This is a genomic window from Streptomyces niphimycinicus (genome assembly GCF_018883605.1).
In the GTDB taxonomy this organism is placed as follows: Bacteria; Actinomycetota; Actinomycetes; order Streptomycetales; family Streptomycetaceae; genus Streptomyces; species Streptomyces niphimycinicus.
Genome location: NZ_JAHLEM010000276.1, coordinates 1 through 12,907 on the forward strand (window position 1 = coordinate 1; position 12,907 = coordinate 12,907).

At 72.2% G+C, this 12,907-nt stretch carries 8 protein-coding genes; 2 read left to right on the forward strand and 6 right to left on the reverse strand.

What is annotated here, in order from left to right; genetic code table 11:
- The coding region (locus KN815_RS24315; protein WP_507229909.1) for a coiled-coil domain-containing protein at positions 1–1,752 on the forward strand (1,752 nt) is incomplete at its 5' end.
- 10 nt (positions 1,753–1,762) lie between these two features.
- On the opposite strand, the gene KN815_RS24320 is transcribed toward KN815_RS24315, so the two are convergent.
- The 6 genes from KN815_RS24320 to KN815_RS24345 form a co-directional block, all read right to left on the reverse strand.
- Entirely contained in the window at positions 1,763–4,651 is a 2,889-nt protein-coding gene (locus KN815_RS24320) for an Ig-like domain repeat protein (RefSeq protein ID WP_216344062.1), read from the reverse strand.
- Between the two features lie 467 nt (positions 4,652–5,118).
- Positions 5,119–6,585 (reverse strand): aldehyde dehydrogenase family protein, encoded by a 1,467-nt coding sequence (locus KN815_RS24325; RefSeq protein ID WP_216344063.1) that lies wholly within the window; start codon positions 6,583–6,585, stop codon positions 5,119–5,121.
- Positions 6,582–7,739 carry an aromatic ring-hydroxylating oxygenase subunit alpha gene (locus KN815_RS24330; RefSeq protein ID WP_216344064.1) on the reverse strand — a complete coding sequence of 386 codons (1,158 nt, stop codon included), beginning with the start codon at positions 7,737–7,739 and terminating at the stop codon, positions 6,582–6,584. The genes KN815_RS24325 and KN815_RS24330 overlap by 4 nt, the downstream gene beginning before the upstream one ends.
- A 206-nt stretch (positions 7,740–7,945) precedes the next feature.
- On the reverse strand, positions 7,946–10,393 hold the full coding sequence (locus KN815_RS24335; RefSeq protein WP_216344065.1) for a GcvT family protein: 2,448 nt from the start codon (positions 10,391–10,393) through the stop codon (positions 7,946–7,948).
- Positions 10,390–11,475, reverse strand: coding sequence for an S-(hydroxymethyl)mycothiol dehydrogenase (locus KN815_RS24340; RefSeq protein ID WP_216344066.1), 1,086 nt, complete (start codon positions 11,473–11,475; stop codon positions 10,390–10,392). Before KN815_RS24340 ends, KN815_RS24335 begins: the two co-directional genes overlap by 4 nt.
- 321 nt (positions 11,476–11,796) lie before the next feature.
- Entirely contained in the window at positions 11,797–12,594 is a 798-nt protein-coding gene (locus KN815_RS24345) for an IclR family transcriptional regulator (RefSeq protein ID WP_059145443.1), read from the reverse strand.
- Positions 12,595–12,745: 151 nt separating this feature from the next.
- Between KN815_RS24345 and KN815_RS24350 the strand changes: the two genes are divergently transcribed.
- The coding region (locus tag KN815_RS24350) for a Rieske 2Fe-2S domain-containing protein (RefSeq protein WP_216344067.1) at positions 12,746–12,907 on the forward strand (162 nt) is incomplete at its 3' end.

Genomic DNA, 12,907 nt, shown 5'->3' on the forward strand with positions numbered 1-12,907 from the left:
GCCCTGCGCGCCGAGCGCGCGGAGATCGCGGGCGCCCCCGACGACCTCGGCGAGGACACCGAGCCGCCCACCACCTCGCTGCCCGCGCTCCGCGAGGCGTACCGCGCCGCCTCCCAGGTCTACGAGAAGGTCGGCGTCGGCGCCGATCTGCGCGCCGAACAGGCCCGCGCCGAAAGCGACGAGAGCGCCGCCCTCGCCTCCCTCGACCGGCTCACCAACAAGGTCCGCACCCGCGCCGCCCAGCTCCTGGAGGGCACCGACGGCGCCGACGGACCCTCCCGGCAGGCCGCCGCCGCCCGCGCCGAATCGCTGGTCCAGATGCTGGAGGGCCGGGCGTCGGCGGCGAGCGAGCAGCTCGGTCGGCTGCGCGGCGAGGCCGAGCGGCTCGCCCCCGCCGACGGCGACGCCCACACCGAGCTACCGGAGGAGACGGTCCCGGCCGACGCCGAGCAGGCGAAGGAGCTGCTGCGCACCGCCAACGGCGAACTGGCTGCCCGTACGGACGCGTTGGACACCGCCCGTACCGCCCACGCCGACCTGGTGCGCGCCCACCGCTCCGCCGAGGACGCGGCGGGCGGCTTCGACGAGACCGCCGCCCTGCTGCGGGATCTGCTGCGGGAGGGCCCCGGCGCGGAGGACGACGGCGAGCGGCCCGAGCCGTACGCCGGCGATCTCGCCGAGGCCCGGCAGGCCGCCGCCGAGACCCGCCGCTCACTGCGCGGCTGCGCCGCCGATCTGTCGGCGGCCGACTCCTCGGTGCGGGAGGCGAGCGACGTCCTCGTACGGCACGCCAACTCCACCCGCTATGAGCAGGTGCGCACCCCTGCCCGCCAGCAGATCCGCGAACTGCCCGCGGCCGCGCTGCCCGAGCACGCCGCCGCCTGGGCCGACGCGTTCGCCCCCCGGCTGCGCGTGCTCACCGACGAGCTGGAGCAACTGGAGCGCAACCGCGACTCCATCGTGGACCGGCTGCGCGGCCTGGTCGAGTCCTGCCTGGCCACCCTGCGCTCGGCGCAGCGGCTCTCCCGGCTCCCGGAGGGGCTCGGCGAGTGGTCGGGGCAGGAGTTCCTGCGGATCCGCTTCGAGGACCCCGATCAGGCCACGCTCGCCGAGCGGCTCGGCGAGGTCATCGACGAGGCCACCCGCTCCGCCGTCCGGAAGAACTCGGATCTGCGGCGGGACGGCATGTCGCTGCTGCTGCGCGGGGTCCAGGCCGCGCTCCAGCCGCGCGGGGTGGCCGTCGAGATCCTCAAACCGGACGCGGTGCTGCGGGCCGAGCGGGTGCCGGTGGGACAGATGGGCGATGTGTTCTCCGGTGGCCAGTTGCTCACCGCAGCCATCGCGCTGTACTGCACGATGGCGGCTCTGCGCAGCAACGACCGGGGCCGCGACAAGCACCGCCATGCGGGCACCCTCTTCCTCGACAACCCCATCGGCCGGGCCAACGCCACCTATCTGCTGGAGCTTCAGCGGGCGGTGGCGGACGCGCTCGGGGTCCAGCTCCTCTATACGACGGGGCTGTTCGACACCACGGCGCTGGCCGAGTTCCCGCTGGTGATCCGGTTGCGCAATGACGCGGATCTGCGGGCCGGGCTGAAGTACATCAGCGTCGAGGAGCATCTGCGGCCGGGCCTGCCGGTCCGGGAGCCGGAGGAGGAGCAGCAGGTGCACGGCCAGATCACCGCCACCCGGATGTACCGCCGCCCCGAGGCAGGCGCGGATGCGCCCGTCGAGGCGGCGGAAGGGCCGTGAGCCCGGTGGGCTACCCCGATCCGGTGTTCACCGTCTGTGTGGTGGTCCCCGAGGAGGTCGCGAAGTTGACGTCGCCGTTGTAGTTGGCGGTGACGGTGTACGTCCCCTTCGGCAGCGGGTTGAACGTCGCGGTGGCCGTGCCGGCCACGAGCGGCACGGTCAGCGGGTTGCGCCCGGTGAAGGCGATCGTGACCGTTCCGGTGGGTGTCCCCGCGCCGGGGGCGACGGCGGATACGGTCGCGGTAACCGTCACCGGATCGCTCACCAAGGAGGGGTTCGGGGAGGAGGTCACGGACGTCCTGGTGGCCGCCTTGTTGACGGTCTGGGTGTCCGTACCGCTGGAGGTGGCGAAGTTCTCGGTCCCGTTGTAGGTGGCCGTGATGGTGAACGGGCTCCCGGTGGTGGTCGTGTAGGTGTGGATGACGGTCGCGATACCGCCGGACAGGACTCCCACGGCGGTGTTGGTGCCGTCTCCGAAGGAGAAGGTGACCGCCCCGACCGGGGTGCCGGACGCGGATGAGACCGTCGCCCTGATGGTCACCGGCTGACCCACCACCGAGGGGTCCGGGGACGAAGTCACCGTGGTGGTGGTCGCGGCCTTGGCGTTGAGGGTCTGGGTGTCGGTGCCGCTGGACGTGTTGAAGTTGGTATCCCCGTTGTAGGTGGCCGTGATGGGGAAGGGGCTGCCGGTCTTGGCGGTGTAGGTGTAGGTGTGGGTGGCGGTCGCCGTGTCGCCGCTGAGGGCCGCGGTGATGGGCGGGGTGCCGTCCCCGGGGTCGAAGGTGACCGTGCCGGTGGGGGCGCCCGCGCCGGGCGGAACGGCCGTGACCGTGGCGGTGAAGGTCACCGGATCGCCCACCGCCGAGGGGTCGGGCGCGGTGGTCAGGGCCGTCGCGGTGGCGGCCGGCTGGACGGTCTGCGAGTCGGTGCCGAGAGACGTCCGGAAGTCCGCGTCACCGCTGTAGGTGGCGCTGATGGGGTACGGACTGCCCGCGGCGGAGGTGTAGGTGTGCGTGGCCGCCGCCTGGCCCCCGGACAGGGGCGCCGTGACGGGCGGAGTGCCGTCGCCGAAGTCGACGGTCACGGTGCCCGTCGGTGTTCCCGCTCCGGGGGAGACCGCCGTGACCGTGGTGGTGACGGTGACCGGCTGGCCCGTCGCCGAGGGGTCGGGGGCGGAGGCCACGGCGGTCGTGGTCGAGGACTGCCCCACCGACTGGAGGTCGGTCCCCGTGGAAGCCGAGAAGTTGCTGTCGCCGCTGTAGGTGGCGGTGATGCTGTACGGGCTGCCGGTGGCGCCGGTGTAGGTGTGGGCGGCGGTCGCCGTGCCGCCGGTGAGGGGTGCGGTGACGGGCGGGGTGCCGTCGCCGAAGTCGAGGGTGACGGTGCCCGTCGGGGTGCCCGTTCCCGGGGAGATCGCCGTGACCGTGGTGGCGACGGTCACCGGCCGGCCCACTGTCGAGGGGTCGGGCGCGGAGGTCACGGAGGTGGCCGTCCCGCCCTGCACGACGGTCTGGCTGTCCGTTCCCACGGAGGCGGTGAAGTTGGTGTCGCCGTTATAGGTGGCGCTGACCGCGTACGGGCTCCCGGGGACGTCCGGGTAGGCGTGGGCCACCGTCGCGGTCCCGTTCGCCAGCGGCAGGGTGACGGTCGGGGTGCCGTCGCCGAAGTCGAAGGTCACCGTCCCGGTCGGCGCACCGGCCCCCGGTGGCGCGGGGGCCACCTGGGCCACGAAGGTGACGGACTGTCCGGGCACGGACGGATCGGGGGTGGAGACCACCGTGGTGGTGGTCGCCGCCGCCTGGACGGTCTGGGTGTCCGTCCCGGTGGAGGCCGTGAAGTACGGGTCGCCGCCGTACTGGGCGGTGACGGCGTACGGGGTGGCCGACGGCGCGGTGTAGACATGGCTGACCGTGGCCGTGCCGGCGGTGAGGGAGACGTTCACACTCGGGGTGCCGTCGCCGAAGTCGACGGTGCCGGTGCCGGTGGGGGTGCCCGCCGTGGACGGCACGGCCGTCACCACGGTGGTGAAGGTCACCGGCTGGCCGACGACGGAGGGATCGGGCGCGGAGGTGACCGCCGTCGTGGTCGCGGCCGTGTAGGTGAAGCCGCCCGGCACCGTCACACTGCCCCCGGCGGTGGTGACGGTGATGTCGGCGGGGCCGGGGACGCCCGGGGGCGTCACCACGGCGAGCAGGGTGTCGGAGTACGACTCGAAGGACGCCGCGGGCACTCCGCCGATGGTGACGCCGGTGACAAAGGTGAGCCCGGTGCCCGTCAGGATGATGGTCTCGCCGCCCGCGACCGACCCGGTGGACGGGCTGACATCGGTGACGACCGGCACGGGTGCGTAGGTGTAGAGCAGCCGGTTGCTCACTCCGCCCACGGAGATGACGTACAGCGAGACCGTGCCGGGCCCCGAGGCCGGGGGAGCGGTCACGAGCAGATGCTGGTCGGAGACGGCCGTGGGGGAGGCGATGGCGGTGCCGAAGAGCACCAGCCGCGCGGTGCTCAGATTGACGCCGGTGAGCTCGACGATATTGCCGCCGCCGATCGGGCCGGCGATGGGCAGCAGCCCGGTCAGGGTGGGCCAGGCGACGTAGTAGAAGTAGCCGATGGGGGTCGTACCGCCCGGAGTGGTGACCTTGACCGGGACCGCTCCGGTCCCGGAGGGGCTCACCGCGATGATGGTCTGGTCGTCGAGGACGGAGAAGCTCGCCGCCCGGCGGGGCCCGAAGAAGACGGCCGTGGCGCCCGAGAAGTGGCTGCCGATGATGGTCACCAAGGTCCCGCCGCTGTAGGGGCCCTGGTCGGGGAAGATCCCGGAGAACTGGTTGAAGAGCTCGAATGTGCCCAGGGGACGGGCGACTTCGATACCGGGCCACTCACCCGGCCCCACCACGGTGATGTCCGGCCCGTCCGGGGCGCCGGGGAGGCTGTCCAGCAGGTGCCGCGGTGGAAGGCGGCCAGCGCGTCGAGGCCGTCGAGCGCGGTGTGCACCACCAGACGGTCGGGCATGCGCCGCGCCGGGAGCGGGATCGGTGCGCTGAGCGTCGGGACGAGCCTGCGGGACTCGGGGTCGACGACGGCGATGCAGTTCTCACCGGGATCGGTGACGAGGATGAGTCCATGCGGGCGACAGGGCATGACGGCTCCGATCTGGCAAGGCGTCTTCCACTCCACCGGAAAGGATGGGCAGCCCACCGGAATCGGACGGATTCAGTAACCCATTCCGGTGGGGCGCGGGCAATGTCCTTGACCGGAGACTCACCCGAATGGCGCAGCGCGGCCCTCGCCGCCCCGCCGCCCCGCCGTGCCGCCCCGGGCCCGGGCGGATGCCCCGTCAGGCGGGCCCGGGCGGATGCCCCGTCAGGCGAACCAGCCCTGCGGACGGGGCCGGGTATTGCGCCAGATGTGCTTGGCCTCCCGGTACTCCGCGAGCCCGCACGGCCCCAGCTCCCGTCCGCTCCCCGACTGTTTGAACCCGCCCCACTCCGCCTGCGGCAGATAGGGGTGGTAGTCGTTGATCCATACGGTGCCCAGCCGCAGCAGGGAGGCCACCCGCTCCGCCCGCCCCTCGTCGCCGGACCATACGGCCCCGGCGAGCCCGTACACGGTGTCGTTGGCCAGCCGTACCGCCTCGTCCTCACCGGCGAAACGTTCCACCGTGAGCACCGGCCCGAAGGACTCGTCGGCCAGCACCGACATACCGCTGTGGCAGCGGTCGAGCACGGTCGGCAGAAAGTAGTAGCCGTCGGCCAGGGCCGGATCGTCCGGACGGGCGCCGCCGCAGCGCAGCCGGGCGCCCTCCGCGAGCCCCGTCGCCACATACGCCTCGACCTTGGCCCGGTGCGCGGCGGAGATCAGCGGGCCGGTCTGGGCCCGCTCGTCGAACGGCCCGCCCAGCCGGATCCCGCGGGCGCGGCGCACCACCTCCTCGACGAAGGCGTCGTGCACGGAATCCTCCACCAGCAGCCGGGCCCCGGCCGAGCAGACCTGCCCGGAGTGGAGGAAGACCGCGGTGAGCGCGTAGTCCACGGCCGTTTCGAAGTCCGCGTCGGCGAAGACGATATTGGGGTTCTTGCCGCCCAGCTCCAGCGAGGTCCGCTTGACCGTGCCCGAGGCGGCGGCCATGATCCGGCGCCCGGTGCGCAGGCCCCCGGTGAAGGACACCATGTCCACATCGGGGTTGTCGGTGAGCGGGGCCCCGGCCTCGGCGCCCGGGCCGAGCACCAGATTGGCCACCCCGTCCGGCAGCCCGGCCTCCGTCAGCAGCCGCATCAATGCGATCGCCGTGCTGGGGGTCAGTTCACTGGGCTTCAGCACGAAGGTGTTGCCCGCGGCGAGCGCGGGCGCGACCTTCCACGAGGTCTGGAGCAGCGGATAGTTCCATGGGGTGATCAGCGCGCAGACCCCGACCGGTTCATGGACCACCCGGCTGACGGTGTGCTCGGTGCCGGTGTCCACGACCCGGTCCGTCTCGGTGCGCACCAGTTGCCCGTAGTAGCGGAAGCACGCCACCACCCCGTCGATGTCCAGCTCGCTCTCGGCCAGTCGCTTCCCGGTGTCCAGCGATTCCGCCCGGGCGAGCCCGGCCTTGTCCCGCTCCACCAGACCGGCGACGCGCAGCAGCAGATCGCCGCGCGCCCCGACCGGGGTTCGGGGCCAGGGCCCCTGGTCGAACGCCTGCCGGGCGGCGGCCACCGCCTCGGCCGCGTCCTTGCCGCCGCCCTCGTCGACGACCGCCACCAGCGATCCGTCGGCGGGGCAGCGGATCTCCCGGGTGCGTTCGTCGATCGCTTCGGTCCACTGACCACCGATGAAGAGGTCCGTCACGGGCACTCCTCCGCGTCGGGGCTCGGGACATGGTCGGTCACCCATCGGTGAAAGGTGCCGATGTGGTGCTCGCTGGGGACGAGGACCCCGCCGTCGCGGTAGGCGCGGGAGTCCATGGCGGGCTGGGTGCGCTCACAGGCGTCGAAGTCCTGGGCGTTGACCCGGTGGAACAGCTCCACCGACTTCGACAGATCCCGCTCGGACGCCACCACTTCGGGTGCGTAGAGCCAGTCGCATTCGACCAGTGTGCGATCGGGGGCGAGCGGAAACATCCGGTGCATGATCACGTGGTCGGGGACCAGATTGAGGAAGACCTGCGGCCGTACCGTGATCGCGTAGTACCGGCGGTCCTGTTCCTCGGCGATCCCCGCGATGCGGCCGAACCCTTCGCTGCCGTCCACCGTGAACCCGCGGGCCTCCTCGGCGAATTCGGCGCCGTGCCCGACGAAGTACTGCGCCGCGAGGCCATCGGCGAACTCCGGCAGCACCTCGGTGAGTTCGGGATGGATCGTCGCGCAGTGGTAGCACTCCATGAAGTTCTCGACGATCAGCTTCCAGTTGGCCCGGACGTCATAGGAGATCCGGCGGCCCAACGCCAGCCCCGCCACGCCGTAGCGCTCGACGGACGCCGCGTCGCCGAGCCGGTCGGCCACCGCCCCGATGACCGTCTCCTCGAACGATGGTGGCTCCTCGGCCAGGCAGAGCCAGACATAGCCGAGCCATTCGCGAAGCCGTACCGGCACCAGTCCGCGCTCGACCCGGTCGATATCGGGCATCTTCGATAGGTTGGGGGCGGCGGTGAGCCTGCCGTCCAGATCGTAGGTCCAGGCGTGGTACGGGCACTGCAACGAGCGCCGCACCGTCCCGGACTCCTCGGTGCACAGCCGGGCGCCGCGGTGACGGCAGATGTTGAGGAACGCCCGCAGCTCACCCCGCCGGTTGCGGGTGATCAGCACGCTCTCCCGGCCGATCCGCACGGTGCGGAACGCACCCGGCCGGTCCAGGTCGGCCCCGCGCACCGCGCAGAACCACATGGCCTCGAACAGGTGCTCCTGCTCCCGCCGGAAGATCCCGGGAGCGGTGTACCAGTGGCCGGGGAGAGTGGCGAGCAGACTGGGGGTCGTGGCGGCGGGGGATTCGGGAGCCACAGTCATGGGGTTCTCCTCAGGCGGGCGCGGCGAACAGCCGGCGGGGGTCGAAGAGTTCGAGGGGGTGGGCGGCGGCCGGGCCCATGCCGCCGGGGCCCGGGACGATCACAGCGTGGCCGGGGGCCATCAGGGGTCCTCCAAGCGGTCGATTCCCGCACTCGCGGACGCTTCGTGGCGGCGGTCTGGGCACGTGCTCTCGGCACGCGCTCGCGTCAGCGGCGGATGCGCTCCATGCGCGGGTCGAAGAGGGGCTCGGCGGCGACGGTCGCGGGGACCTTCTCGCCGAAGTACTCGATGTGGACCGCGGTGCCGGGCACGGCTGCCGCGGCGGGCAGCCAGGCGTAGGCCACGGTCCGGCCGATGGTGTAGCCGTAGGACGCGCTGGTCACATAGCCGGCCGGGACGCCATCGGCGTACACCGGCTCCTTGCCCATGACGACCGCGGCCGGGTCGTCCAGGGTGAGACAGGTCAGCCTGCGCGCCGCCGTCTCCTGGCCGCGGCCCTCGAGCGCCGCACGCCCGATGAAGTCGCCCTTGTTCATCCGGACGGCGAAGCCGACCCCGGCCTCGTAGGGATCGTGCTCGGTGGTCATGTCATGGCCCCAGGCGCGATAGCCCTTCTCCAGCCGCAGGCTGTTGAAGGCCGAGCGCCCGGCGGCGATCACGCCGTGGCGCGCTCCCGCCTCCCACAGCGTGTCCCACAGCCGCAGCCCCATATCGGCGGTGGTGTACAGCTCCCAGCCGAGCTCGCCGACGTAGGACAGCCGCATCGCGGTCACCGGGACATGGCCGATATAGGTCTGCCGGGCCTTGAAGTAGCCGAACGCCTCATGCGAGAAGTCGTCCCGGGTCAGCGGCTGGACCAGCTCCCGGGCCAGCGGGCCCCAGACGCCGATACAGCAGGTGCCCGGCGTGATGTCGGCGATATGGACGTCATCGGGCGCATGGCGCAGCAGCCAGTCCAGGTCCAGTCCGCCGTTGGCGCCGACCTGGAAGTGGCGCTCCGACAGCCGGGCGACGGTGAGGTCGCTGCGGATGCCCCCGGCCTCGTCCAGCAGCAGGGTGTAGGTGACCGCACCGGGCTTCTTCGCCAACTGATTGGTGGTCATGCGCTGGAGGAAGTCCAGCGCCCCGGGCCCGCTGACCGCCAGCCGCTTGAGCGGGGTCATGTCGTACAGCGCGACCCGCTCCCGGGTGGCCCTGGCCTCGGCGGCGGCGATGGGCGACCAGTACCGGGCCGACCAGGCGTCGCGCGGGGGCAGGTCGATCGACTCGGCGAGCGGGGCGTTCGCCTCGTACCAGTGCGGCCGCTCCCAGCCCGCGGCCTCCAGGAAGTACCCGCCCAGCTCCCGCTGCCGGATGTGGAAGGGGCTGACCCGCAGCGGACGGGGCTGCTCCATCGGCTGGAGCGGATGGACGACGTCATAGACCTCGACGAAGTTCTGGGCCCCGCGCTCGGCGACGTAGGCGGGGGAGGCTTGCGCGTCCTCGAAGCGGTACAGATCGCATTCATGGACGTCCATGCCCGGCCGCCCGTCCGTCAGCCACTCGGCCACGGCCCGGGCGACGCCCGCGGAGTGGGTCACCCACACCGCCTCGGCCAGCCAGAAGCCGCGCACCTCGCGGGACTCGCCGATGACCGGCATCCCGTCGGGGGTGAAGGAGAAGACGCCGTTGAAGCCCTCCTCGACCCGGCTCGCGCCGAGCGCGGGGAGCAGTTCGACGCTGTCCTCCCAGCTCGGGGCGAAATCCTCGGCGGTGAACGGCAGCGAGGACGGCATCACCGGGGCCTCGTCGTACGCGGGCAGTCGCGCCGGGTCGACGGGGAGCGGGCGGTGGGCGTAGCTGCCGATGCCGATGCGGTCGGTGTGCTCGCGGAAGTAGAGATCGCGGTCCTGGAAGCGCAGGATCGGCCGGCTCGCCTCCGTACGGGGGTCGTTGACCCCGGCGAGTTCCGGCAGCGGACCGGTCCTGGCGTACTGGTGGGCCAGCGGCTGAAGGGGGACGGGAACCCCCGCCATCGCGCCGATCAGCGGGCCCCAGAAGCCGGCGGCGGAGACCACGATGTCGGCGGGGAAGGTGCCCCGGTCGGTGACGACGGCGGTGACCCGGCCGTCCGCCCGCTCGATGGCGGTGACGGTGTGCCGGTCCAGGAAGCGGGCGCCGTGCGCGGTGGCCCGCTCCATCTGGGCGCGGGAGGCGAGCAGCGCCCGGGCCAGCCCGTCGTCCGGGGTGTGGAAACCGCCCAGGATCCGGTCCGGGTCCAGCAGCGGCCACAGTTCGGCGCACCGGGCCGGGCCGAGCAGCTCGCCCCGTACGCCCCAGGAGGCCGCCAGCCCGGCCTTGCGGTGCAACTCGGCCCAGCGCTCCTCGCTGGTGGCGATCTCCAGGCCGCCCACCGGGTTGAAACAGGACAGCCCCTCGACCTCGAGGGAGGAGAACTTCTCGACGGTGTAGACGGCGAAGTCGGTCAGGGTCTTGGAGGGGCTGGTCCGGAAGACCAGGCCGGGGGCGTGCGAGGTCGAGCCGCCGGGGGCGAGCAGCGGGCCCTGCTCCAGGACGGTGACGTCCCGCCAGCCGCGGGCGGTCAGCTCATCGGCGAGCGAGCAGCCGACGATCCCGGCACCGACGATCACAACACGGCTGCTTCGCGTGCTCACAGGACCACCACCGACCGCAGCACCTCGCCGCGCTGCATCTTGGCGAACGCCGTCTCGACCTCGTCCAGCGTGATCGTCTCGCTGACGAACGCGTCCAGATCCAGCTTGCGGCTGAGATGGAGGTCGACCAGGACCGGGAAGTCGCGGCTGGGCAGGCAGTCGCCGTACCAGGACGACTTGAGCGCACCGCCCCGCGAGAACAGATCGATCAGTGGCAGATCGATGCGCATCTCCGGATCCGGCACCCCGACCTGCACCAGCACCCCGGCCAGGTCGCGCATGTAGAAGCCCTGGGAGTAGGTCTCGGGGCGGCCCACCGCGTCGATCACCACATTGGCGCCGAAGCCCCCGGTCAGCTCGCGCACCGCCTCGACCGGGTCCGTACCACGGGAGTTGACGGTGTCGGTGGCGCCGAAGCGGGTGGCCGCGTCCAGCTTGGCGTCGTCGATGTCCACCGCGATCACCCGGCGCGCCCCGGACAGCGAGGCCCCGGCGATCGCGGCGTTGCCGACGCCGCCGCAGCCGATGACCGCGACCGTGTCGCCGTTGGACACCCCGCCGGTGTGCACGGCCGCGCCGTAGCCGGCCATCACCCCACAGCCGATCAGGCCCGCCGCCTCGGGGCGGGCCGAGGGGTCGATCTTCACCGCCTGCCCCGCCGCGACCAGCGTCTTCTCGGCGAACGCGCCGATGCCAAGCGCCGGGCTGAGCGGGGTGCCGTCGGTCAGGGTCATCGGCTGGGCGGCATTGCGGCTGTCGAAGCAGTACCACGGGCGGCCCCGGCGGCAGGAGCGGCAGCCGCCGCACGGCGCCCGCCAGGCCAGGACCACATAGTCACCGGGTGCGAGTCCGGTGACGCCGGGGCCCACGGCCTCGACCATTCCGGCGGCCTCGTGCCCGAGCAGATACGGGAATTCGTCACCGATCGCGCCGTCCCGGTAGTGCAAGTCGGTGTGGCACACGCCGCACGCCTGGACTCCCACCAGCACCTCACCGGGGCCGGGGTCGGGCACGAGAACGGGCAGCACCTCCACGGGGGCGCCCTTTTTGACCGCGACGACGGCGCGGGCTTCTTGCGGCATGGCTCACTCCTCTGTTCTCCTGCGATCGCAGGGACCGGTGCACGGGAGCTGGCATGACTGCCTCGATGGAGGGTGAGGCCGAGGCCGTTTCAACGGCCGCCGGTTACCACCCAGTTGCGTATAGCGCGGCATGTTGCGCGATGAGAGACATCCTGAAAGTCGTCGCCCCGTGCGGTCAAGGGGTTCGCGAAAACCGCCTGCAAACCGGCGCTGACTGGGGGTTTCGCGTCGGCCATACGCCCCTGGGTCCGGGCCGCGGACGCGACGAGGGGGCCGGAGTCGTCCGGCCCCCTCGTCGGGTGGGTGGGGTGATGTGGCGGCTCAGCCGGGGAAGCCCATCCGCCGGGACAGCTCCTCGGCGGTCTTCACGGCGTACTCGGCCAGATCGGGCAGCCGGCTCTGCGCCATCCGGTACGCCGGACCCGAGACGCCGATCGCCCCGATGAGCGCGCCGTCATGGCCGCGCACCGGCGCCGCCACCGCGTTCAGCCCGATCTCCAACTCCTCGCAGGAGTAGGCGTAGCCGCGCTCGGCCGCCGTCTCGAGCTGCTGCCGCAGCTCGGCGGAGGTGGTGATGGTGTGCTCGGTGAACCGTGGGAGCTTCCGCGTCACCAGCCGCTCCCGGCGCTCGCCCGACAGATGTGCGAGCAGCACCTTGCCGCTCGCGGTCGCGTGCAGCGCGGTGCGCCGCCCCAGCCAGTTGAAGGCGGTCACCGCCGCGGCGCCGCGCGCCTGCATGATGTTGACCGCCGCGTCCCCGTCCAGGACGGCGATATTGGCCGTCTCGCCGGTCTCGTCGGCCAGCGCCCGGCACACCGGGGCGCCCTCCTGCGAGATGTCCAGGCGGATGGCGGCGGCGCCGGCGAGTCTGAGCACCCCGGCGCCCAGGTAATACTTCCCCCGGTCGCGTTCCTGCCCGACGAGTCCGCGGTTCTCCAGAACGCCGAGCAGCCGGAAGGCGGTCGACTTGTGGACCCCCAGCTCGTCGGCGATCTCGGTCACTCCGGCCTCGCCGAGCCTGGCAAGGATCTCCAGGACGCTCACCGCCCTGTCCACCGACTGCACTGCCCCGGCGGCCCCCCGCTTCTCCTCGGCCCGATCCTCGGTCGTGTTCGTCATGGTTCTGATCTCACCATCCGGTGGCTCTGCGTGGGGCCCCTCGGTCCGGGGAACTCTTGACGGCTGCCTTCCCGATCTGGATTCTGTTGCGCATCGCGCTTTTCAGTGCACTATCCACAACGCATGATACCGATCAACGTGAGGGGGGCCAATGATTCCCGTCTGCCGTATCGAGGACTTGCCGGAGGGTGAGTCGCTGCGTGTCCAGGCCGGCGACGCCACCGCGGCGATCGCGGTGTTCCACACCGACGGAGCGTTCTACGCCATCGATGACACGTGCAGCCACCAGGACGCCTCCCTCTCCGAAGGGTGG

What these genes read in the sequence shown, in the direction of transcription:
- KN815_RS24345 (WP_059145443.1), bottom strand. Translation starts at nt 12,594, where the DNA reads ATGACGAACACGACCGAGGATCGGGCCGAGGAGAAGCGGGGGGCCGCC.
- KN815_RS24340 (WP_216344066.1), bottom strand. Translation starts at nt 11,475, where the DNA reads ATGCCGCAAGAAGCCCGCGCCGTCGTCGCGGTCAAAAAGGGCGCCCCC.
- KN815_RS24330 (WP_216344064.1), bottom strand. Translation starts at nt 7,739, where the DNA reads ATGACTGTGGCTCCCGAATCCCCCGCCGCCACGACCCCCAGTCTGCTC.